This is a genomic window from Mesorhizobium sp. B2-2-4 (assembly GCF_006442375.1).
Lineage (GTDB): Bacteria > Pseudomonadota > Alphaproteobacteria > Rhizobiales > Rhizobiaceae > Mesorhizobium.
In genome coordinates, this window is record NZ_VFWB01000005.1 from 449,174 (window position 1) to 470,286 (window position 21,113).

22 protein-coding genes and 1 riboswitch are annotated in these 21,113 nt (G+C 64.4%); of the genes, 21 read left to right on the plus strand and 1 reads right to left on the minus strand.

Annotated features, from left to right (window positions below; all coding sequences use genetic code 11):
- Nucleotides 1-38 precede the first annotated feature (38 nt).
- A riboswitch (TPP riboswitch) is annotated at nt 39-152 on the plus strand.
- The 4 genes from FJ959_RS15740 (at nt 143) to FJ959_RS15755 (ending at nt 3,384) form a co-directional block, all read left to right on the plus strand.
- Nucleotides 143-751 (plus strand): YkoF family thiamine/hydroxymethylpyrimidine-binding protein, encoded by a 609-nt coding sequence (locus tag FJ959_RS15740; RefSeq protein WP_140630751.1) that lies wholly within the window; start codon nt 143-145, stop codon nt 749-751. It overlaps the preceding riboswitch by 10 nt.
- A gap of 35 nt (nt 752-786) precedes the next feature.
- Complete coding sequence (locus tag FJ959_RS15745) at nt 787-1,605, plus strand: ABC transporter permease (protein WP_246678932.1); 819 nt, start codon at nt 787-789, stop codon at nt 1,603-1,605.
- Nucleotides 1,602-2,369 carry an ABC transporter ATP-binding protein gene (locus tag FJ959_RS15750; RefSeq protein ID WP_140500163.1) on the plus strand — a complete coding sequence of 256 codons (768 nt, stop codon included), beginning with the start codon at nt 1,602-1,604 and terminating at the stop codon, nt 2,367-2,369. Before FJ959_RS15745 ends, FJ959_RS15750 begins: the two co-directional genes overlap by 4 nt.
- On the plus strand, nt 2,362-3,384 hold the full coding sequence (locus FJ959_RS15755; protein ID WP_140521542.1) for an ABC transporter substrate-binding protein: 1,023 nt from the start codon (nt 2,362-2,364) through the stop codon (nt 3,382-3,384). Before FJ959_RS15750 ends, FJ959_RS15755 begins: the two co-directional genes overlap by 8 nt.
- Before the next feature lie 168 nt (nt 3,385-3,552).
- Here FJ959_RS15755 and FJ959_RS15760 read toward each other — a convergent pair whose 3' ends face one another.
- On the minus strand, nt 3,553-5,955 hold the full coding sequence (locus tag FJ959_RS15760; RefSeq protein WP_140630754.1) for a tetratricopeptide repeat protein: 2,403 nt from the start codon (nt 5,953-5,955) through the stop codon (nt 3,553-3,555).
- 148 nt (nt 5,956-6,103) lie between these two features.
- Between FJ959_RS15760 and FJ959_RS32315 the strand changes: the two genes are divergently transcribed.
- The 17 genes from FJ959_RS32315 (at nt 6,104) to FJ959_RS15845 (ending at nt 21,063) form a co-directional block, all read left to right on the plus strand.
- Nucleotides 6,104-6,283: a hypothetical protein gene (locus FJ959_RS32315; protein ID WP_246678933.1), complete on the plus strand. Its 180-nt coding sequence runs from the start codon at nt 6,104-6,106 to the stop codon at nt 6,281-6,283.
- Nucleotides 6,284-6,378: 95 nt separating this feature from the next.
- Nucleotides 6,379-6,543: a DUF3309 family protein gene (locus tag FJ959_RS15770; RefSeq protein WP_023757858.1), complete on the plus strand. Its 165-nt coding sequence runs from the start codon at nt 6,379-6,381 to the stop codon at nt 6,541-6,543.
- 478 nt (nt 6,544-7,021) lie between these two features.
- Nucleotides 7,022-7,747, plus strand: coding sequence for a GntR family transcriptional regulator (locus tag FJ959_RS15775; protein WP_140557916.1), 726 nt, complete (start codon nt 7,022-7,024; stop codon nt 7,745-7,747).
- Between the two features lie 3 nt (nt 7,748-7,750).
- Nucleotides 7,751-8,803, plus strand: a complete 1,053-nt coding sequence (locus FJ959_RS15780; protein ID WP_140630757.1) for an ADP-ribosylglycohydrolase family protein — start codon at nt 7,751-7,753, stop codon at nt 8,801-8,803.
- Complete coding sequence (locus FJ959_RS15785; RefSeq protein WP_140630760.1) at nt 8,800-9,783, plus strand: PfkB family carbohydrate kinase; 984 nt, start codon at nt 8,800-8,802, stop codon at nt 9,781-9,783. Before FJ959_RS15780 ends, FJ959_RS15785 begins: the two co-directional genes overlap by 4 nt.
- A gap of 39 nt (nt 9,784-9,822) precedes the next feature.
- Entirely contained in the window at nt 9,823-10,884 is a 1,062-nt protein-coding gene (locus FJ959_RS15790) for an ABC transporter substrate-binding protein (protein WP_140623050.1), read from the plus strand.
- A gap of 65 nt (nt 10,885-10,949) precedes the next feature.
- Nucleotides 10,950-11,819, plus strand: a complete 870-nt coding sequence (locus FJ959_RS15795; RefSeq protein ID WP_140630762.1) for an ABC transporter permease — start codon at nt 10,950-10,952, stop codon at nt 11,817-11,819.
- Nucleotides 11,819-12,607, plus strand: a complete 789-nt coding sequence (locus FJ959_RS15800) for an ABC transporter permease (RefSeq protein WP_140499911.1) — start codon at nt 11,819-11,821, stop codon at nt 12,605-12,607. The genes FJ959_RS15795 and FJ959_RS15800 overlap by 1 nt, the downstream gene beginning before the upstream one ends.
- Complete coding sequence (locus tag FJ959_RS15805; RefSeq protein WP_140515891.1) at nt 12,607-13,671, plus strand: ABC transporter ATP-binding protein; 1,065 nt, start codon at nt 12,607-12,609, stop codon at nt 13,669-13,671. The genes FJ959_RS15800 and FJ959_RS15805 overlap by 1 nt, the downstream gene beginning before the upstream one ends.
- 58 nt (nt 13,672-13,729) lie before the next feature.
- Nucleotides 13,730-14,980 carry an aconitase X gene (locus tag FJ959_RS15810; protein WP_140630765.1) on the plus strand — a complete coding sequence of 417 codons (1,251 nt, stop codon included), beginning with the start codon at nt 13,730-13,732 and terminating at the stop codon, nt 14,978-14,980.
- Nucleotides 14,977-15,426 (plus strand): DUF126 domain-containing protein, encoded by a 450-nt coding sequence (locus FJ959_RS15815; RefSeq protein WP_140557923.1) that lies wholly within the window; start codon nt 14,977-14,979, stop codon nt 15,424-15,426. The genes FJ959_RS15810 and FJ959_RS15815 overlap by 4 nt, the downstream gene beginning before the upstream one ends.
- A 246-nt stretch (nt 15,427-15,672) precedes the next feature.
- Complete coding sequence (locus FJ959_RS15820; RefSeq protein ID WP_140515885.1) at nt 15,673-16,269, plus strand: thioredoxin family protein; 597 nt, start codon at nt 15,673-15,675, stop codon at nt 16,267-16,269.
- Nucleotides 16,270-16,296: 27 nt separating this feature from the next.
- Complete coding sequence (locus FJ959_RS15825) at nt 16,297-17,922, plus strand: FAD-binding protein (RefSeq protein ID WP_140630767.1); 1,626 nt, start codon at nt 16,297-16,299, stop codon at nt 17,920-17,922.
- Nucleotides 17,919-18,245, plus strand: a complete 327-nt coding sequence (locus FJ959_RS15830; RefSeq protein WP_140499901.1) for a ferredoxin family protein — start codon at nt 17,919-17,921, stop codon at nt 18,243-18,245. The genes FJ959_RS15825 and FJ959_RS15830 overlap by 4 nt, the downstream gene beginning before the upstream one ends.
- A 13-nt stretch (nt 18,246-18,258) precedes the next feature.
- Entirely contained in the window at nt 18,259-19,095 is an 837-nt protein-coding gene (locus FJ959_RS15835) for an ABC transporter ATP-binding protein (protein WP_140630770.1), read from the plus strand.
- A 12-nt stretch (nt 19,096-19,107) separates the two neighbouring features.
- Nucleotides 19,108-20,007: an ABC transporter permease gene (locus FJ959_RS15840; protein WP_140582292.1), complete on the plus strand. Its 900-nt coding sequence runs from the start codon at nt 19,108-19,110 to the stop codon at nt 20,005-20,007.
- Nucleotides 20,008-20,043: 36 nt separating this feature from the next.
- On the plus strand, nt 20,044-21,063 hold the full coding sequence (locus FJ959_RS15845; protein WP_140582289.1) for an aliphatic sulfonate ABC transporter substrate-binding protein: 1,020 nt from the start codon (nt 20,044-20,046) through the stop codon (nt 21,061-21,063).
- The last annotated feature ends 50 nt before the right edge of the window (nt 21,064-21,113 follow it).

A 21,113-nucleotide genomic window follows, 5' to 3' on the forward strand; every position in this document is an offset into this window, starting at 1 on the left:
AAACAGCTTTCATAGCCGCCCGATTGGTGCTTTAACGCGTCCATCCACAGGGGTGCTCCGTACGGTCGGGGCTGAGACGGGGGCGGCAAGCCCACAGACCCTAGAAGCTGATCTGGGTAATACCAGCGGAGCGAGGCGGGCGATGTTTTCAGGCGCACAGATTTCCCTATATCCCATGTCCGGCGATTTTGTCGGCGTCATCCTTGGCGCGCTCGGGGCACTGGACCCCTATCGTGATCGACTGCGGATCGAGACCGACGATATCTCGACCTTGCTTGTCGGGCCGCCCGAGGTGCTGTTTCCTGCCATGCGCGACCTGTTCGTGGCGGCAGCGCGCAGCGGCAAGCATTGCGTGCTTTCGGCCGCCATCTCGCGCGGCTGCCCGGGCGAGCCGGACGATCCGATCTGCCGCTCCGACGCGTTTGGCGGACCTGCCGGGCCGCTCGGCCCGCGCAAGGAAGCCGCTATCGCCGCCGTGCGCGGCGTGGCCGCCACCGGCCAGCCGGCGGCGGCGCAGTTCTCGCTTTATGTCATGGGCACCGACGACCACATGGACGAGATCTATGGCTGCATCGACTTCCTGAAGCAGTCGGGCGTATATGAGCGCTCCAAGCATTTCTGCACAAAGTTGCGCGGCGACGCAGGCGCCATTTTTACCGCACTCAACGAGGCCTTTTGCCGCTTCGGGCCGGGTGCCGGCCACGTAACGCTCGACGTCACCGTCTCGGCCAACAGCCCCACCGCCGTCTGACGGCGCGCCCCGCGCCATCCGCTCCGGGTACCTGCGTGTCCTCCCCGTTCGCCCCTTCGCGTCCGATCGTGGACCTCATCGCCAGAACCGCTCCGGCGATGCTTTCGGTGGGGCTGCTGCTAGCCGCGTGGGAACTCTATGCGCGCTTTGGTGGCATCAAGCCGACAATCCTCCCGGCGCCATCGCGCGTCTTCGCTCAGGCAATGCTCAACCGGCACGCGCTGGCCGATAACGCCGTGCCAACCCTCCGTGCCACGCTCGCAGGCTTTGCCTGTTCGCTCGGCGGTGCCTTTGCGATGTCGATATTGATCGACTTCTCCCAGCCATTGCGGCGCGCCCTTTTTCCGGTCTTCGTGGTCAGCCAGACCTTGCCGCTGGTGGCGATTGCACCGCTGGTGGTGCTGTGGTTCGGCTTTGGGCTGATGCCCAAGATCATGCTGGTGGCGCTGGTCACCTTCTTTCCGATGTTGGTGGCTTTGGCCGAAGGATATGAGGCGACGGAGGCTGAGATCGGCCAAATGCTGCGCGCCATGGGGGCAGGGCGCTGGCGTGTCTTCGTCCTGGCGCGGCTGCCCTCGGCGCTGCCCTACTTCTTCGCCGGTGTCAGGATCTCGATCACCTATGCTGTCGTGGGCGCCATCTTCGCCGAATATGCGGGCGCGGCGAAGGGCCTCGGCATCTACATGCTCAACGCCAAGAACAACTTCCGCCCGGACCTGGTGCTGGCCGCCGTCGCCGTCAGCGCCGTGCTGACGCTCGTCCTGTTCGGGCTGACGATGCTGGTCCAGCGCCTTGCCATGCCATGGGAACGGACCGCCGGCGGGCGGGCCGCAGGAAAGGGGCCGTGGCGATGAACCGGCTCGAACTGCGACATGTGCGCAAGGCCTTCGAAGGACTCGACGTGCTTGCCGACATTTCGCTCAGCGTCGGCGCCGGCGAATTCGTCTCCATTCTGGGCCCCTCCGGCGCCGGCAAGTCGACGCTGTTCCAGCTTCTGACCGGCGCGCTTCACGGCGAGGGCGAGATATTCTTCGACGGCAAGCCGCTCGATGACCACGGCCGGCATTTCGCTTTCATGCCGCAGCGCGACGCGTTGATGCCTTGGCGGCGCATTCTTGACAACGCCACGCTCGGGCTTGAGGTGCAAGGTGTCAGGCGCAAGGCTGCCCGCGCTCGCGTTGCTCCGCTGTTCGAGGAATTCGGGCTTGCCGGTTTCGAACGGCATTTTCCGGCGCAGCTTTCCGGCGGCATGCGCCAGCGCGCGGCCTTGCTGCGCACCGTGGTGCAGGAACGCGATATGCTGCTGCTCGACGAGCCGTTCGGCGCACTCGATGCGCTGACCCGCGCCGCCATGCAACGCTGGTTGGAACAGATGTGGCGGCGCCACTGCTGGACGGCGCTGCTGATCACCCACGACGTGCGCGAAGCTGTGTTCCTGTCCGACCGCATCTATGTGCTTTCGGCGCGGCCGGCGCGCGTCGTCGCTGAGATCACCGTGCCGCTGCCGCGTCCACGCGAACTGGCCGGCGGCGCTGCACGGCAGGCCGGCACCCTCGAAGCCGAGATCCTCGACATCCTCCTCAACCCGAGCCACCAGAAGGACACGGACCATGACTGACCTGACGCGCCGGCAAGCCTTGCTGCTCACTGCCGCTGCCGGCCTTCCCCTTGTAGCCCGGCCAGGCCGATCTCTTGCCCAGGCGGCCGCCCGGAAAGTAACGGTGGCGCTGGACTGGACGGTCAACACCAACCATATCGGCCTGTTCGTCGCTCGCGACAAAGGGTTTTACAGCGAGGCCGGCCTCGAGGTCGACATCCTGCCCTACAGCGATACCGGTGCAGGCACGCTGGTTGCCAACCGCGTTGCCGATTTCGGCATCAACGGCTCCATCGGCCTCTTCACCCAGAAAACCGCCGGCGCCGATCTCAAGGCGGTCTATGCCGTGGTGCAGTCCGAAACCGGACGGCTGGTGTTCAATGCAGCGCGTGACGAGATCAAAACCCCCAGGGATCTTGACGGCCTGACCTATGGCGGTTTCGGCAGTGCCTGGGAAAACGCGCTGATCTCGACCATCATCCGTCACGACGGCGGCAAGGGGGCTTTCGAAACGGTGACGCTCGGCACGTCCGCCTATGAGGCGCTGGCCAACGGTTCGGTCGACTTCACGTTGGAGGTCTCGACCTGGGAAGGCGTCGAGGCAGAACTGAAAGGCGTCAAACAGCGAAGCTTCGTCTATGCCGACTACGGCGTGCCCGACGAGCACACCACGCTGATCTCCTCTAGCGATGCGTATCTGCGTGCAAATCCGGAATTGGCGTCGGGCTTCATACGGGCAACGCGGCGCGGCTACCAGTTCACCGTCGATCATCCCGAAGAAGCGGCCACACTGCTGATCGCCGCCAACAAGGACGCCCTGACCAATCCGGCATTGATCCACGCCTCGCTGAAGACGCTGATCGACGGGCACTATCTGCGCCGGCGAAACGGCGCCATAGGCAGCATGGACCCGGCCAAGATGGAAGCGATCGGTTCCTATCTCTTCGCCGCCGGCATCCTCCGGAACGGGGACGGCGAGCCCGTTGCCCGGCAACCGGATTTTGGCAACTATTTCAGTAACTTCTATTTGGGGTAGGGATCAAACCGCATCGGGCGCCAGCGCTGCTCAAGCTGATTGCCTTTCGTCAGCCTCGTCAGAGCTGCGCCCAAGGCAAAACCTTTACCGCAATAAAGCACAGAGCGGCGACTGCCATTACGCCCAAACCACTCCAACGCAAAATCCGCGCCCTCCCGAAAAGCCCGTCTAATCTACCCCAAGGCTCAGTGCCTTCTTGCGATCGGCCTGAGCACGCTTGCGGTTGCCCTTGGCTTCCCACGCCCGGCTCCGCGCCTCGTAGGCGGTTGCGAAATCCGGCTTAAGCCTTATCGCCTGGCTGAAATCCGCGATGGCCCCTTCATAGTCCGCTCTGCTGGTTCGGATCACGCCTCGACCGAAATAGCCAAAGGGGTTCTTGTGATCGAGGCTGATGGCCTTTTCGAAATCGTGCAGCGCGGCGACGTCCTCGTGCCCTCCCATCCATAGGAGGCCTCGATCGGCATAGACCCTTGCGTCCGCGGGGTTGAGATTGATGGCCTTTTCGAAGTCGGCAAACGCCCCGTCGTAGTTTTCCTGGAAACTGAGGTTCTGGCCGCGACTGTAGTAGGTCTCGGCTATATTCGGATTGATCGCGATCGCCTGCGTGTAATCGGCAACAGCATGAGCATAATCGTTCTTGGCCTCCCAAGCTATGGCCCGGGCCAGATAGGCGTCATGAAATGCCGGGACCAGTGCGATCGCCTTGCCATACAGGGCTATGGCGCCGTCATAGTCATTTTTCTCATGCAGCCTCCGACCCTTGGCGAAAAGCGCCTTGGCGGCCGAATCAGTATCGCTCGGTGCGGCCGAACCGGCGGCTGAACTGGCGGTGGCCGCCGCCGAGCTGACGGCGCCGAGCGTGGCGGCCGCCATATCGCCCTGTCCCTTCGCAGCCACAGCCGCCTTGCGGGCGACCGCGTAATCGCGATTGTCGGGATCGAGCTTGATCGCCTGGCCGAAGTCGGCGATTGCCTCGTCATAGTCCTTCCTGTCAGCACGCGCCATGCCGCGCCCGTAATGGCTGGCGTCGTCTTTCGGATCGATCTCGATGGCTACCGAATAGGCGGCAATCGCGCGCCCCGCGTCGCCCTTGGCGTGCCAGGCCATGCCCATGCAGAAGTAGGCGTCGCGCGCTTTTGGATCGAGTGTTGAAGCCCGGCTGCAATCGGCAAGAGCGCCTTCGGCATCGCCTGACGTGATCTTGGCGAGGCCCCGGCGAGAATGAGCCGCAGCAAAATTGGGGGCGAGCTGGATGACCGTGTCGTAATCGGCGATCGCTTGCTCGTAAACGCGTTTGGCGGCCTGGGCCTTGCCGCGGCCGTAATAGGCGAACCGGTTGTTCGGATCGAGCGCAATCGCTTTGTTGTAGGCGCCGATCGCCTGATCGTACTTGCCCATGTCCAGGAAGGCATCGCCGCCAAGGATCGCTTCGAGGGCGCGCGGATCGGTCGCCTCCAGAACCCTTGCGGCCAGCGTGTCTTGGGTAGCAGTGATATCCGGAACGACGGCTCGCTGCTTTTGCTGTTGGGTGTCCGGCAACGGTGCCGGCTTGCTTTGGTCGGCGGCGAGCTGAGCGCCGCAGCTTCCTGCCCGCGTCGGATCAAGCTCGATGGCGCGCAGGCAATCCGCCGCCGCTCCGGCGCTGTCTCCCTTGAGTGTCCTTGCGCGGCTGCGCCCGAGATAGGCGTCCGCATTGTCGGGATCGAGGCTGATCGCCTTGTCGAAATCGAGAAGCGCGCCTTCGAGGCCATATTTCGACAGCCGCATCCCCGCACGCTCGATCAAGGTCTTTGCGGCTGCGCGATTGCTGGTCGTATCCTTGGCGGCGGATAAGTCCTCGCCGGGCGCCTGTTCAGCATCGTCATCGGTGACAGTGGGATCGAACTCACTCTCGGCGGCGCGGGCGATACCGCGTTTGACATTGGCCAATATATTGTTGGGATCGATACGGACCGCCTCGTCATACTCGGCCAGGGCCTGTTTCGGGTCGCCCATCCTGTCCCAGGCGATGCCCAGGCCCGCATGCGCCTTGCCATTCTGAGGGTCCGCCTCGATTGCCTGTTGGAAATCGATGATGGCCGCGTCGATCTTGCCCTTGTGCAGGAAGGCGAGGCCACGGTTGCTGTAGGCATCGCTGGAAGACGGCTCCAGGCTGATGGCGATGTTGAAGTCCGCGATCGCACGGTCGTCGTCTCCATTGCTGAACCAGTCGGCGCCGCGGTTGAGATACGCGGAAGCGTCGTTCGGATCGAGCGCGATCGCCTCGCTGTAGTCGGCGATCGATCGGTCGTATTGCTTCTGGTCGCCGAGAGCGACGCCCCGTTGGAAATAGGCTGTGGCGCGGCTGCGCGCCGGCTCTGCGGCGTCCTCCGCAATCGCGGAGCAGGCAACAATGCGCTTGTCCGGCTCGATGTCCTCGCCGAAGCAGGTTGCATAATCCTTCTCGGCTGCGAGCGCAGGCGTGTTCCGGGCGAGAGCGGCGCCAAGCCCGGCTGAGGGCCACCGGTCGGGCGCAAGGCTTGTCATCGCGATCGCGGCGGCGAGGAGCCGCGCATCCTTCCACCTCATCATATCGCTGGTCCCCCCAAAACTTTAATCCGCCTTGGCAGCTAGGTTCCCTACTGTTCCTTATTTGTTCCAGAAATGCAAGCATGAATTGCAAATCCGCTCTCACAGATCTGACGATGCAAGATCGAGATAAGTCGAAGTGGATCCGATCTTGACGCTCAACCGCCTGTTTTTGCTGTCGGCTTTATCCTTCTACAATCTCGCCGTTTACGCCGTAATCACGTTCCTTCAGCTTTATCGTATCCTGCGCGTCGGCCGGTCGGAAAGCCCCGCCATTGCGGCAGGACTGCTGCACGAATTGCGCCGTCGCCTTCTCGACGTCATGCATTAGGTGGAACGCGAACGCGTTCAAAGCGTTGTCTGTGAGCAACATTCTCAACCCAGAAGTGCCGAACCGGCGCGCAAGTGCCTGCGGGAGTGGAAGCCATGAGTCTTGGAACCATCCTTATCATCATCCTTATCCTCGCCCTGCTCGGCGGCTTCAGCGGCCTCGGCGGCGGTCCGTTCTACGGAACCGGTTATTATGGTGGCGGCGGGCTGGGGCTTGTGTTGCTGATCGTCATTATTCTGGTCGTGCTTGGACGCATCTAAAGCGCGTCGTGCACGTCGTTCTCACAAGGCGAGAGCCCGCTTTTGGGCGACATGCATTGTTTGGGCGACATGCATTGGCCGCTGATCGCGATCCTGTGACCATGTCGATGCCGGCGCGCACCGGATCGTGATGCGGGCAAACAGGCTTGTGATCCGGCGTCTGGCGAAACTCCCGTAAGGTGATTTTGGTCCACACCCCCCGTGGAAAGCAAGAGGAGAGGTCCCACCCTTGTCCTCCTCCAAGGCCCGCCCCGGTTCCCGGAGCGGGCTTTCCTTCTTCTGCCGGTAGGGTCACCGCAGCAGGATCGCGACACGGTGCGACGCGTCCAGCAATGGGGAAATTCCTTCTTCGTTGCCGCCTGCGGCCGGCGGATCGTCGAAAGCAGTGCATCGGGGCACATGACCCGTCCCATTGACAAGCCCGCTATACGAGGAGAGATTAAACAAGACTAGACAGGTTCACTATACAGGTACTTATATGAAGCGGAGCGCGATCAAACTGTCTCCCGGCACGGGCAAGCCCGAGCAGATCGCCACCGTTCTCGAACACGAGATCCGTTCCGGCGTGCTGGGTTTCGGCGACCGTCTGCAAAGCGAAAATGAACTCGTCCAACGCTTTTCCGTCAGCCGCAACACGGTGCGCAAGGGGCTGGAGGAACTGTCCAGCCGCGGGCTGATCACCACAAAGGTCGGCATCGGATCCTTCGTCACCTTTGACGGCAAGCCTGTCGATGATGCGATCGGATGGTCGCGCGCGCTGGCCAATGCCGGCGCCAACGCCGAAACGCGGACGCTGCGGCTGGAGGTGATCGAAGACCACGACCTTGCCGTGCTGTTAGGCGTCGAAAGTCCGCTCTTCATCGCCGTCGACCGGGTCCGCACCAATGCCAGCGACGGCCATGCCATCTCCATCGAACGCAGCCGCCTGCCGCTGTCGCCAGAGCTGGAGGACGTGCCTCTGCGGGGCTTGCGCGAAGGCTCGCTGCACCAGACGCTACGCGAAGCGGGGCTTGTACCCGACCATGGCGAGGAGTGGGTCGACATCGAGATGTTGAACGCCCATGACGCCGCTATCCTCGGGTGCCCGCAAGGCACACCCTTCCTGCGCGGCCGTCGCCTGACGCGTGCGGCCGATGAGCGGCCGGTCGAATATGTCACCAGCCTGCTCAATCCCGCCCATTTCGCGCTGCATATGAGGTTCTGAGCGATGCCGGAGAACGAGCTTGAGATGGACCGCGCCATGGGTGCGCTCGTCGGCGGGGCGCTGGGCGACGCGCTCGGCATGCCGACGCAGCTTCTGTCGCCTCAGCGCATCGCCGAACTCTACGGCCATGTCGAGGATTTCGTCTCGCCCTTTGCCGATCATCCGGTGTCGAAAGGGCTGCCGGCCGGGACTATCACCGACGATACCGAGCAGGCGCTGCTGCTCGGCCGCATCCTGGTTGCCTCAGGCGACCGCTTCGACCATGCGCGCTGGGTCAACGCGCTGCTCGACTGGGAGCGCGAGGTCAAGGCGCGCGGCAGCTACGACCTTTTGGGACCGTCGACCAAGCGCGCCATCGACGCCATCAACAAGGGCGTGCCAGCCGAGGAGGCTGGGCGCGGCGGCGACACCAATGGCGCGGCCATGCGCATCGCGCCGCTCGGCATCATGATGCAGCCGGAGCCGCTGGATGCGCTCGTCGACAAGGTGGCCGAAACCTGCCGGGCGACACACAACACCTCGATCGCCATTGCCTCCGCCGCGGCGGTCGCGGCCGCCGTCAGCCGCGGCATCGCCGGCGGCGACTGGCGCGCCGCGTCCGACAGCGCCGTCGCGGCGGCGAGGCGGGGGGCGACACACGGCCACTGGGTGACCGGCGGCGACATCGCCGCGCGCGTCGCCTGGGCGCAGGATCTGATCCGCGGCAAGGCGCCGCAAGATGCGGTCCGGCTGATCACCGATCTGGTCGGCACCGGCGTTGCCAGCCAGGAGTCCGTTCCGGCCGCTTTTGCTGTGCTGGAGGTCGCCGGCGGCGATGCTTGGCAAGCGGCGGTCATCAGCGCCAATCTCGGCGGCGACACCGACACGATCGGCGCCATCGCCGCAGGCATGGCCGGCGCCTGCACCGGCCTTTCACGATTGCCGCAGGACCGCATCGCCCGCCTCAAAGGCTTTGACATGGCGGGCGTTCGTGCGCTCGCCGCCGATCTCGTCGCGGCGCGGACTTCGAACAGTCGCCTGGAGCAGGCCGGCCCCGGCAAGGACGCGGCGGCATGAGCGCGCGTCTCGTCCATATCGGCAGCGCGGTGGTCGACTATGTCTACCGTATCGATGCCTTGCCGGCGCCGGGCACGGAGAAGACGGCTTCGAGCTACGCCCAGGTCGCCGGCGGCGGTTTCAACATGATGGTCGCGGCAATCCGCACCGGCATGAAGGTGGTATTCGCAGGCCAGCTCGGCAGCGGACCCAATGGCGACTTCCTGCGCGCCGCCTTCAGTGCCGAAGGCATCGAGACGCTGATCCAGCCATCGCCACTGATGGACAGCGGCAATTGCGTCGCCATGATCTCCAGCGATGCCGAACGCACTTTCGTGTCGTGGCCGGGGGCGGAGAGCGTGCTCAGCCTCGATCTGATGGCGCCGGTTCTGGTGGCACCCGAGGATTGGGTGTTCACGTCAGGCTACACGCTGAGCTATCCCGGCAGCCGCGAGGCGCTCACCGACTGGATCGAGACGCTGCCGGCGGACATTCCACTTGTCCTCGACCCGACGCCGGTCGTTTCGGACATTTCGCGCGCCACCCTGTCGCGGGTGCTCGCCCGCACGACATGGCTGAGCTGCAACGCGACGGAAGCCACCGACATTGCCGGCCCGGGCGATGCCGACGCCCTTGCGGCGCGATTGCTTGCCGATCATTGTCCCAACGCCGACGGCGTCGTCATCCGCTGCGGCGCCAAGGGCTGCCATATCCGACTGGCGGGCGGCTCCGCCCGAACCATTCCCGGTTTCAAGGTGGTGGCGGTCGACACCAACGGCGCCGGCGACACTCATATTGGCGCCTTCGTAAGTGCGCTCGCGCGTGGCATGCCGCCTTTCGAGGCGGTGCGCTACGCCAATGCGGCGGCGGCCATTTCGGTCACCCGCCATGGCGGTTCATCCGCGCCCGCCGACGCGGAAATCCAGACTTTCCTGAGTCGTGCCGACGGTCCCTCGACCGGCGCGCGAGGCCAGGACCGGAAGGCCCATCAGACAGCCTGACAAAGCCCGGGAAGCGGGCAAACAAAGAGAGGAACGAACATGCGCATGCCTGACCTGACTGCTCTTTTGACGGCGACGGCCGTCTTCACCTCCGCACTTACCTTTGCCGCCAAGGCCGATGAAGTGCATGTGCTCAACTGGAAGGGCTACGGCGCCGACGAGCCATGGGCGATCGCCGCCTTCGAGAAGGCGACCGGCCATAAGGTGGTCAACGACTTCTTCAATTCCGAACAGGAAATGCTGACCAAGATCCGCACCAATCCTGGTCTCTATGACGTCGTCATGATCAACGCCGCCTTCAACGACCAGGCAATGGCTGAAAAGCTGATCCAGCCGATCGACACCTCCAAGCTGCCCAACTATGCCGACATCAGCAAGGACAAGGCGAGCTCGCCGATGCTCGACCATGACGGCAAGGTCTATGGCGTGCCGTGGGTGTGGGGCCTGACCGCCCTTGCCATCAACGAAAAGTCCTTCGACAAGCCGCCGACGTCGATCGCCGAAATGTGGAACCCCGCCCACAAGGGCCGCGTCGTCATCCGCGACGACGCCGTCGAGGCGGTGCAGTTCGGCGCCATCGCGACGGGCCAGAACATCAACGACATCAAGGATATGGACGCGGTCAAGACGAAGCTCACCTCGCTGATGCCGCAGATCAAGACCTTCTGGAGCTCGGAGAACGACTGGAACCAGATGGTGGCTTCCAACCAGATCGACATCGGCACCTATTGGAGCGGTTCGGCCGACCGCGCCAAGACGCATTTCAAGCTGCCGGTCTCGCTCGTGATCCCGCAGGAAGGCGCCGTCGCCTGGCTGGACGCCTTCTCCATCCCGGTTGGCTCCAAGAATGTCGCGGGCGCCGAAGCCTTCATCAATTACATGATCGATCCGAAATTCTATGTCGAATGGGTCACCAAGGTCGGTGCACCGGTGTCGGCCAACACCAAGGCGGTGGAAGCGTTGCCCGAGGATTCGTTCAACCGCAAGGTGATGGGTGATCCCACAGTCGCCAAGCGCATCCAGTTCCAGGCTCCGATCACCGATGCGCAGCGCAAGGCCTATCTGGCGCTCTGGCAGCAGCTCAAGGTCGACGTGAAGTAAAACCCGCGCCAGGGCCAGCCGGCGTTCGCGCCGGTTGGTCCTTCCAATCCGGGGAGGAGGATAGCATGGCAGCAGAGGGTGCGGTCGCAGTGCGCGGCGGGCTGAGGTCGGCACTGCCGCTGCTGGCGCCCGCCTATCTCTGGCTGACGGTGGCGATCTTCCTGCCGTTGTCGGCCATGGTGTTCTTCTCGTTCATGACCGACCTGCCGCTGACGGGAAAGCCGTGGGCGTTCACGCTTGGCAACTACGCCGCCTTCTTCTCGCAAAGCCTGTACCTGACACTGCTGCTTGCCTCGCTGCGCCTCGGCCTCGAGGTGACCTTGTGGTGCATCGTCATCGGCTATCCCGCGGCTTATGTACTGGCCAAGGTGCTGAAGGGGCGCAGCCGCGAGGCGATCTTCCTGCTCGTCATCCTGCCGTTCTGGTCGAACGGGCTGGTGCGCATCTTCTCCTGGGCGATGGTTTTGCGCGAAGGCGGCATTCTCGACACCGCGCTCAACGCTGTGCTGCCGTTCAAGATCAACATCGACCTCATGTATTCCTATCCGGCGATCATCATCGGACTGGTGCACTCCTATGTGCCCTACATGGTGCTGACCTGCTATCTCACTTTGCAGGCGATCGACGATTCATTGCTCGAGGCCGGACGCTCGCTCGGCGCCTCGCGGCTGCAGGTGCTGAAGCGGGTCATTGTCCCGCTATCGATGCCGGGCCTGGTGGCGGGCGCGGCCCTCATATTCGTGCCCGTCGTCGGCTCCTTCATGGAGCCGCGGATCGTCGGCGGCCGCAGCGGCACCTTTTACGGCACGGTGATCGAGGACCAGTTCGTCGCCGTGTTCAACTGGCCGCTGGGGGCCGCACTCTCCTTCATTCTGCTGGCCGTCGTGCTGATCATTCTGGCGCTGGCCGCACCGGTGCTGCGGAGGGTGGCGTGATGGCGACGACGCGTATCCTGGAGTGGCTCGGCCGCCTCTATATCGCGGTGCTGCTCGCCTTCCTGTATTTGCCCATCATTATCATGGCGCTGATGTCGTTCAACGTCTCGCCATTCTACCAGCTGCCATTCGAGTGGACGACGGAATGGTACGCCTCGCTGTGGCAGAACGACCAGCTCATCGCCGCCACCTGGAACAGCATCGAGATCGCCGTCATCACCACGGTCATCTCAACCGTGCTCGGCTCGGCGGCGTCCCTGGCGCTCTACCGCAATGAATTCCGCGGCAAGAAATTCCTGCAGGCGCTGTTGTTCCCACCGATCGCCATTCCCTGGCTGATCACCGGCACGGCGATGCTGATCTTCTTCTTCGGCATCGGCATTGGACGCGGCCTGTTCGCCATCCTGCTCGGCCATGTCGCGCTGGCGCTGCCCTATGTCATCGTCGTCGTCTCGGCCCGGCTGCAAACCTTCGCGCCGGAGCTGGAAGAGGCGGCACGCTCGCTCGGGGCCAACCAGTGGCAGGTGACGAACCGCGTTACGCTGCCCTGGATCATGCCGGGTGTGATCGCGGGCGGCTTGTTTGCGTTCGCCGTGTCGTTCGACCAGTTCGTGGTGTCCTACTTCCTGGCGACGCCGGGGCAGACGACGCTGCCGGTCGAGATCTACGCCGCGATCCGCAAGGGTTTCACGCCCGAGATCAACGCGGTCTCCACCATCATCATCGTGGTGTCGATGGCGCTGATGCTGCTCACAGCGCGCTTCTTCAAATTCGGCGGAGAGAAATAATGGCGGGCGTCCAGGTATCAAACGTCTCGCGCAGCTTCGGCGCGCACAAGGCGTTGGACGACGTCTCGATCGATTTCGTCGATGGCGGCTTCTACGCGCTGCTTGGGCCATCAGGCAGCGGCAAGACCACGCTGCTCAGGCAAATCGCCGGCTTCGATTTTCCCGACAGCGGCCGCATCGCCATCGGCGGCGAGAGCGTCGAGCGGGTACCGGTCGAGAAGCGGCGCATCGGCATGGTGTTCCAGAACTACGCGCTGTTCCCCAATATGAGCGTCGCCGACAATGTCGCCTTCGGCCTGTCGGTGCGCGGCGAGGCCAAGGCGGCGATTGCCACCGAGGTGCAACGCGCGCTCGACCTCGTTCAGCTCGGCTCGCTCGGCGGTCGCAAGCCGCATCAGCTCTCCGGCGGCCAGCGCCAGCGGGTCGCGCTGGCGCGCGCCATCGTCACCAAGCCACGCGTGCTTTTGCTCGACGAGCCGCTCGGCGCCCTCGACAAGGCGCTGCGCGTCGACATGCAAATCGAGCTCAAGCGCATCCAGCGCGAGATCGGCATCACAACCATTTTCGTCACCCACGACCAGGAAGAGGCGCTGACGATGAGCGACCGCATCGGTATCTTGCGCGATGGCCGGCTGGTGCAGGAAGGGCCGCCGGAGGAGATCTACGACAGGCCGAAAAGCGAATTCGCCGCCATCTTCCTCGGGGATGCCAACATCTTTCGCGGCGATACCACCGGCAACGGCATCCGCTTAGCGGACGGCACGACGATCGCCGCCGGGGCCGGCGCCAGGCTTGCCGCCGGCGCAAAGGCAAGCTGCGCCGTGCGTCCGGAGCGTATTCGGATTGCCCTTGATGCCGGAACTTCGGAGGGCGATGCCAACATACTGAAGGGCCAGGTTTCCAAACGCATCTTCGCCGGCAACAACAGCACCTACTTTGTCGAGCGTGCCGGCCAGACGCTGAAGGTCATCGTCCAGAACACCGGCGCTGACAGGCTGGCGGAAGGTCAGCATGTCGTACTACGCTGGTCGCCGCAGAGCACGGTGTTGATCCCTGCGGGGTAGTTCACTGAACTGCTGGCGTTCCTTCGCGCCATAAGATCGAGTAGGGGCCAGAGCGGCAATGACGTTGGAATTGACTGCCGAGGACCAATCCATGCTCGACGGCGAGCAAGGGCCGTCGGCGGCCGCGGCCATGAAGATCCTCGTCGCCTTCTCCAAAGCCGTCGGAGCGGACAGCCTCCTCGACATTGCCGGCGCCCATATCGATGGCTGCCTCTACCATGGCACGGCAGGGCTCGATTTCGTCGAACGGCTGGTCGAGGGCGGCGGCCGCGTGCAGGTGCCGACGACGCTCAATGTCGGCTCATTCGATCTCATCCATCCCGGCATGGTGAAGATGCCGGCGGCGGAGGAAGCGCCGGCGCGGCGGCTGATGAAGGCGCATATCGAGCTCGGCTGCCAGGCGACCTTCACCTGCGCGCCCTACCAGACGCGGTTCCGGCCAGGTTTCGGGCAGCAGATCGCCTGGGGCGAATCCAATGCCATCGTGTTTGCAAATTCGGTGATCGGCGCGCGCACCAACCGCTATGGCGATTTCATCGACCTGTGCTGCGCCATGACGGGCCGCGCGCCGGCCTGGGGCCTGCATCTGAGCGAGAACCGGCGCGGCCGCATCCTGTTCGAGCTGAACTTTGCTGAGCCAGAGCCGAGCGACGCCCTGTTCGTCGGCGTCGGACTGATCATCGGGCAAGCCAGCGGCGATCGCGTTCCGGTTGTCACAGGTCTGCCACGGCCGCGCGACGAGGACCAGCTGAAGGCGCTGGGCGCGGCAGCAGCGACTACCGGCGCCGTGGCGCTGTTCCATGCGGTCGGCATCACGCCGGAAGCGGGAACGCTCGACGAGGCGTTCCATGGTCAAGCGCCGGAAGAGACGATCCGCATCACGCGCGCCGATATCGATCATGCACTGGCCAGGCTGTCGCGCGTACCCGACGGGGCGCCGCTGGCGGCCGTGTCGCTGGGCACTCCGCATTTCTCGCATGCGGAATGGATGCGCCTGCTGCCCTTGCTGCGTGCCATCGCGCCGGGCAGGGGCATCCCGATCTATGTCAACACCGGTCGCGCGACGCTGACGCGATTGCAGGAGGAGGGCGCGCTTGATGGCACACAGGCGTTCGGCCTGATCCCCGTCGCCGACACCTGCACCTATGTCACTGCGATTCTGGAACGGCTCGACGGCGTGGTGATGACCAATTCCGGCAAATGGGCGCATTACGCTCCGGGCAATATCGGCGTGACGGTTGCGTTTGCGGATATGGCGGATTGCATCCGCTCCGCCGCGGTGGGGCATGTCGTGCGGGGCGCGTCATGACCGCGCCGGTGGAACCGGGCGTCGTCCAGCGATCCGGCACCTTCCAACTGGCCGGGAGTGCCGAGGGCCGGGCGTTGGTATTCTCGAAACCGCTGAGCTTCTGGGGCGGCGTTGATGCCACGACAGGCGACATAATGGATCACTCGCATCCTGGCCTCGGCCAGAACGTCGCCGGGAAAATCCTGATCATGCCGAGCGGGCGCGGCTCCTCGTCCTCATCCTCGGTGCTGGCCGAGGCAATCCGCAGGGGCACGGCGCCGGCCGGCATCCTCCTGGAACGGCCTGACCCGATCCTGGCAGTGGGCGCCATCGTCGCGGAATTTCTCTACGGGATCAGCATGCCGCTGGTGGTCTGCGAGATTGACGGCATTGTTTCCGGCGAGCGGATCGCGATACGCGTCGGCGGGGATGACAGGGCAATTGTCCGCAAGGAAACCGTTTCCTGACCAAGCTCGACGCGGACGACGAAGGCAGTTGGCGCTTCGCTCCCCGCCAAATCTCATTTCTTTCAAAACGGCCTTCCGTTCGAACAAACTTTTCGCCCGGCCCGAAACATTGGCACGATATTCCAAGCGGCGCGGTTGACCGGAGGCGGGTTGTCTAGCCTATAATTCTACTAAATTCATAGACTAACTTCGTCCGGCGCTGCACGGCATGGTCCGTCTGAGCGGCAGCAAGAAGGGAGCGCATCGATGCCGAAGACAGAATCCAACTCGATCGAGCTTGGCACCAAAGCGGCCGATTTCCTGCTGCCCGACGCACAAGGCGTGCTGCACCGGCTCGGCGATTTCGATGCAAAGCCTGCCTTGCTCGTCGCCTTCATCTCCAACCGCTGCCCTTTCGTCGTGCTGATCCGCGAGCAGCTTGCCGCTTTCGCCAGGGAATATGCGGGCAAGGGGCTGCAAGTGGTGGCCATCAATGCCAACGACCATGAGGCGCATCCCGAAGAGACGCTGGCCCGCATCGGCGAGGAAGTGGAGAAATTCGGCTATTCCTTCCCCTATCTCAAGGATGCCTCGCAGCAGACGGCGAAAGCCTATGGCGCGGCCTGTACACCCGACTTCTTCCTGTTCGGCGCCGACCGGCGGCTTGCCTATCATGGCCAGTTCGACGATGCGCGGCCGGGCAATGGCAAGGCGGTGACGGGTAACGACCTGCGCGCGGCGGTCGACGCGGTGCTGGAGGGCGGCAGGCCCGCCGCCGGCCAGGTGCCGTCGATCGGCTGCAACATCAAATGGAGCGCCGGCAATGAGCCGGCGTGGTTCTCGGGCGCTGCGCGCGCTGCTTAGCGCCTCGCACTCCTTCGCAGAGCATCCATGTCCATGCCTCAAAGATCCGCGTCCGACAGGCTGCAACTCCAGACCGACGTGCTCGTGCTGGGCGGAGGCCCGTCCGCAGCCTGGGCGGCGGTCGCTGCTGCCGAAAGCGGCGCGCAGGTGGTGCTGGCCGACAAGGGCTATCTCGGCACCAGCGGCGCCACCGCGCCGTCCAATACGGGTACCTGGTGCGTACCGCCGGGCGACAACAGGCATGCGGTGGTCGAGCGACGCTGGCAGCGCACCGGCGAGCTTGCGGACCAGCGCTGGATGCTGCGCTGCGTCGACACGGCCTATCGCAACCTGCTCAGGCTTTCCGAGTGGGGCTATCCGTTCCCGAGCGAGGATGACGGCCGGCTCTACATCGCCAATCTGCGCGGGCCCGACTACATGCGCTTCATGCGCCGCCGTGTGCTTCTGGCTGGCGTTACCGTGCTCGACCATCATCCGGCGCTGGAACTCCTGTCGGATGGCGATGCCGTCGTAGGCGCGGCCGGTATCGGCCGGCAGGCCGGCCAGGACTGGCGCGTCGACGCCAACGCAGTGGTGCTGGCGACCGGCGGCTGCGCTTTCCGTGAGCGCATCCTCGGCGGGACTGGACTGACCGGCGACGGCTATCTGATGGCGGCGGAGGCCGGCGCCAGCCTGTCGGGCATCGAGTTTACCGGCAAATACACGTTGGCGCCCTTTGGGTCTTCGCTGAACAAGGGGCTGCCGTTCCGCTGGGCCTCATTCCATCGCGAGGATGGATCGCCGATCCTGGGCCCTACCGGTGAGCCGCTGCGCAACGGTATCGGTGACCGCGAGGACGAGGTGGCGCGCGCATTGATCGAGGGACCGGTCTATGCGCGGCTCGATCAGGCGGAGCCGGCGCTGCAAGGCTGGTTGCGCCAAGGGCAGCCGAACTGCTTCGTGCCTTATGACCGCGCCGGTGTCGACCCGTTCACCGAGCTGTTCCGCATCACCCTGCGCGCCGAAGGCACGGTGCGCGGCACCGGCGGCATCGACATCGTCTCCGACGACTGCGCCACCGGCGTGCCGGGCCTCTATGTCGCAGGCGACGCCGCCAGCCGCGAGATCATGACCGGAGCGGTATCGGGCGGCGGCGCCGTCAATTCCTCCTGGGCGCTGGCCAGCGGCTGGTGGGCGGGCAAGGGCGCCTCGACCCATTCGAAGCGTCGCGGCGGCAGGGCGTTCCGCGACACCGTCGAACCACTCGGCCAGGCCGGCCTGCGCCCGGCGGCCTCGCCGCGTGCCGACATCGCTGCAGGCGAGGTCATCGAGGCGGTGCGCAACGAGGTGACGCCGCTCGACAAAAATTTCTTCCGCAACGGCGAGAGCTTGGAGAAAAGCCGGGGGCGGCTGGAGAGTGTCTGGCGCGACGTGCGCGACCATCTGCGGGGCGAAGGGGTGGACCGGGTCCGCGCGCGCGAGGCGGCGTCGATCGTCGCCGCGGGGCGCTGGTCGGTGGCGGCCGCGCTGCATCGGACAGAAAGCCGCGGCATGCATCGGCGCACCGATCAGCCGGGCAAGAACCCGGCCCTCGCGCATCGGCTGGTCATCACCGGCGTCGACGATTTCCGCATTGCCGGGGCGCCGGTGCGCCTGGCGGAGCTGGCGTCATGATCGAGATCGTCTCGGCCGCGCGCTGCGTCGAATGCGACATCTGCGTCAAGGTGTGCCCGACCAATGTGTTCGACGCTACCAAGGACGGCGCGCCTGTGATCGCCCGTCAGGACGACTGCCAGACCTGCTTTCTCTGTGAAATCTACTGCCCGACCGACGCGCTTTACGTGGCCGAGTTCGCCGAGGGGCCGACCGGCATCACGGAAGCGCAGGTCGAGGCACGTCAACTGTTCGGCGGCTACGCCCGCGCGCTCGGCTGGAAGCGCGGCAAGGCCGGCGGCTCTGAATTCGACCCGACGCACCGCATCCGCGTGGCGCAATAGGAAGCGACAGGACATGGACCGCATCGTCGTCAGCGATATCAAGAAGACCTTTCTGCTCAAGCCGGGGCAGTTCGTCACCGTCGACGGCGAGGAGACCGACCGCATCACCGTGCTCGACGGCGTCGATCTTTCGATCCGCAAAGGCGAGTTCATCACTTTGGTCGGCCCGAGCGGCTCGGGCAAATCTGTGCTGCTCGACATCATCGGCGGGCTGACGCAGGCGAGCGGCGGCGATGTCCAGCTCGACGGCCGGCGCATCACCAGGCCGGATCCTAAGACCGGCTATGTCTTCCAACAATATGCGCTGTTTCCCTGGCGCACGGCGCTGGCCAACATCGAATACGCGCTGGAGGTGCGTGGCGTCGCCAAGGCCGAGCGCACGGTGACGGCGCTCCATTTGTTGTCGTTGTTCGGTCTTGCCGGTTTCGAGGACCGTTTCCCCAACCAGCTCTCCGGGGGCATGCAGCAGCGCGTGGCGATCGCCCGCGCCTTGGCGAGCAACCCGGAAGTGCTTTTGATGGATGAACCCTTCGCCGCACTCGACCAGCAGACGCGCGAGCTCCTGCAGGGCGAGTTGCTGCGGATCTGGGGCAAGATCAAGACAACAGTGATCTTCGTTACCCATTCGATCGACGAGGCAATCTTCCTCGCTGACCGCGTGGTGGTGATGACGGCGCGGCCGGGCGCGGTGAAGGAGATCATAGACATCGACCTGCCACGGCCGCGCGACGGGGACATCCGCGCCAGCGCCGGATTCAACGGATATCGCGGCCGCGTCTGGGACGCGCTGCGCGATGAGGTCAACAAGGCGCAAAAGGACTGGACGCTGTCGCCAGCCTTCAGTCATTGAGGAGGTAGAGCCATGGCTTATCTTACCGAAAAGTTCGGCCCTGCCGGCGCTCTTCATCTGTTTGCCGGCGCCGGCGAGACGGCGGCCGCCGCAAGAGTCCCGGCCATCACCGCCCACAGTGCCAAGGTCCGGCGCAAAGGGACGAGCCACGGGACTTTCCTTTACGGCTTGCCGCTGCTCGGCCTGTTCTTTCTCGTGTGGGAAATCGCGCCACGGCTCGGCTGGCTGAACCGCATCTTCTTTCCGCCGCTGAGCGAGGTGCTGGTCGCTTGGTGGAACCTGCTCGCCTCGGGCGTTCTGGTCGAACATATCGGCATCAGCCTGCAGCGCGCTGCGATCGGCTTCGCTCTCGGCGTGGTGGTGGCCATTCCGCTCGGCCTGCTGATGGGGCGCTACTCGCTGTTCGAGAAGGTCTCTGACCTGCTTGTGCAGACGCTGCGCAACACCTCGCAATTCGCGCTGCTTCCGGTGTTCATCCTTTTGCTCGGCATCGGCGAGGAATCGAAGGTGGCGATCACCTTCTACTCCTCGGTCTTCTTTCTGCTGGTCAACACGATCAGCGGCGTCAAGTCGGTCGATCCGCTGCTGATCAAGGCGGCGCGCTCGATGGGTACGTCCGACTTCGACCTGTTCCGGAAGGTTATCCTGCCGGCCAGCATCCCCTCTGTTGTCGCCGGCGCAAGGCTGGCGGTGAAGTCGTCGCTGTTCGCGGTGATCGGCGCCGAGATGCTGGCGGCCAAATCCGGCCTCGGTTTCCTTATTCAGAACTCGCAGTTGATGATGGAAACGGCGGACATGTATGCCGGCATCCTGACGCTGACCGTCATCGGGCTCACCGTCAACTATTTGCTCGTCTGGTTCGAGCGCTGGGCGACCGCCTGGAAAGGCCAGTCCGAGTCCTCGCTCATCTGAGCCGTTCACTCATTCCAATCAGCAAGGATTTTCCTCATGTCCAACATTGCATTCGACGGATTTCGCCGGCTGTTCCTGAAGGGCGCCATTGCCGTCGTCATCGGCCTTGGCGGCATGCCCGCCTTCGCGCAGGACAAGCCCGAATTCATCCGCATCGGCAGCACCGCGCCGGGGCACCTCAAATTCGTCCTCGCACAGAAGGACGGCTGGTGGGAAAAGGAGTTCGCCAAGGACGGCATCAAGGTCGAACTTGTCACCTTCAATGGCGGCTCCGAGGCGACGACGGCGCTTGCGACAGGCGCCATCGAATTCACCTATACCGGCAACAATCCCGCGTTGCGCGTCGCCGCCTCCGGCGCCGATGTCAAGCTGATTGGCCTGTCGAGCTATGTGCGGTCGGGCGGCTCGTATATCGTGGTCAAATCCGACTCTCCACTGAAGACGCTGCAGGACCTCAAAGGCAAGAAGGTCGCCTATCTCACCGGTACGGTGCGGCACTCGAATTTCAGCAAGGCGCTGAACAGCGTCGGCCTGACGACCGGTGATGTAGAGGGATTGAACCTGCCTTTCGAGGCATCCGGCCCGGCACTGCTGCGCGGCGACATCGACGCCCTCGTCGAAACGGATTCGACCGCGGCCAAGCTGGTCGACACCGGCGAGGCACGGGTGCTCTTCGACACCAGCACCCATCCGGAATGGAACGTGCCGAACGTCATTTCGGTCAACGGCGCCTTCGCGGCGAAATATCCCGACCTGGTCAAGCGGCTGCTGAAGGTCGACATCGAGATTTCGCGCTGGGCCGATGCCCATCCCGACGAGACGATCAAGACATTCGTCGAGGCGACCAAGTCGTCGGAGAAATCGGTACGCAAGACCTATGCGGACGGCGTCTTTCACCAGGATCCGAGGCTGACCGACGATGCGATCGAGGCGCTCAAGGGCGAAGAGAAATTCATGGCCGGTGCCGGGCTTTTGAAGGGCTCGATCGACTACGGCAAATGGATCGACAAGAGCTTTGTCGACGCGGCCGGCGCGGAAGTCGCGGCCGTCCAGTAGCGGGCGTGCTGAACGGGCAGGGGTTCCGGCGCCGCTCCATTTCAGAGAGT

Bases quoted from the DNA above. Each gene is read 5' to 3' on its own strand.
- FJ959_RS15740 (WP_140630751.1), top strand. From the start codon at position 143: ATGTTTTCAGGCGCACAGATTTCCCTATATCCCATGTCCGGCGATTTT.
- FJ959_RS15750 (WP_140500163.1), top strand. From the start codon at position 1,602: ATGAACCGGCTCGAACTGCGACATGTGCGCAAGGCCTTCGAAGGACTC.
- FJ959_RS15755 (WP_140521542.1), top strand. From the start codon at position 2,362: ATGACTGACCTGACGCGCCGGCAAGCCTTGCTGCTCACTGCCGCTGCC.
- FJ959_RS15760 (WP_140630754.1), bottom strand. From the start codon at position 5,955: ATGATGAGGTGGAAGGATGCGCGGCTCCTCGCCGCCGCGATCGCGATG.
- FJ959_RS15770 (WP_023757858.1), top strand. From the start codon at position 6,379: ATGAGTCTTGGAACCATCCTTATCATCATCCTTATCCTCGCCCTGCTC.
- FJ959_RS15775 (WP_140557916.1), top strand. From the start codon at position 7,022: ATGAAGCGGAGCGCGATCAAACTGTCTCCCGGCACGGGCAAGCCCGAG.
- FJ959_RS15780 (WP_140630757.1), top strand. From the start codon at position 7,751: ATGCCGGAGAACGAGCTTGAGATGGACCGCGCCATGGGTGCGCTCGTC.
- FJ959_RS15785 (WP_140630760.1), top strand. From the start codon at position 8,800: ATGAGCGCGCGTCTCGTCCATATCGGCAGCGCGGTGGTCGACTATGTC.
- FJ959_RS15790 (WP_140623050.1), top strand. From the start codon at position 9,823: ATGCGCATGCCTGACCTGACTGCTCTTTTGACGGCGACGGCCGTCTTC.
- FJ959_RS15795 (WP_140630762.1), top strand. From the start codon at position 10,950: ATGGCAGCAGAGGGTGCGGTCGCAGTGCGCGGCGGGCTGAGGTCGGCA.
- FJ959_RS15800 (WP_140499911.1), top strand. From the start codon at position 11,819: ATGGCGACGACGCGTATCCTGGAGTGGCTCGGCCGCCTCTATATCGCG.
- FJ959_RS15805 (WP_140515891.1), top strand. From the start codon at position 12,607: ATGGCGGGCGTCCAGGTATCAAACGTCTCGCGCAGCTTCGGCGCGCAC.
- FJ959_RS15810 (WP_140630765.1), top strand. From the start codon at position 13,730: ATGACGTTGGAATTGACTGCCGAGGACCAATCCATGCTCGACGGCGAG.
- FJ959_RS15815 (WP_140557923.1), top strand. From the start codon at position 14,977: ATGACCGCGCCGGTGGAACCGGGCGTCGTCCAGCGATCCGGCACCTTC.
- FJ959_RS15820 (WP_140515885.1), top strand. From the start codon at position 15,673: ATGCCGAAGACAGAATCCAACTCGATCGAGCTTGGCACCAAAGCGGCC.
- FJ959_RS15825 (WP_140630767.1), top strand. From the start codon at position 16,297: ATGTCCATGCCTCAAAGATCCGCGTCCGACAGGCTGCAACTCCAGACC.
- FJ959_RS15830 (WP_140499901.1), top strand. From the start codon at position 17,919: ATGATCGAGATCGTCTCGGCCGCGCGCTGCGTCGAATGCGACATCTGC.
- FJ959_RS15835 (WP_140630770.1), top strand. From the start codon at position 18,259: ATGGACCGCATCGTCGTCAGCGATATCAAGAAGACCTTTCTGCTCAAG.
- FJ959_RS15840 (WP_140582292.1), top strand. From the start codon at position 19,108: ATGGCTTATCTTACCGAAAAGTTCGGCCCTGCCGGCGCTCTTCATCTG.
- FJ959_RS15845 (WP_140582289.1), top strand. From the start codon at position 20,044: ATGTCCAACATTGCATTCGACGGATTTCGCCGGCTGTTCCTGAAGGGC.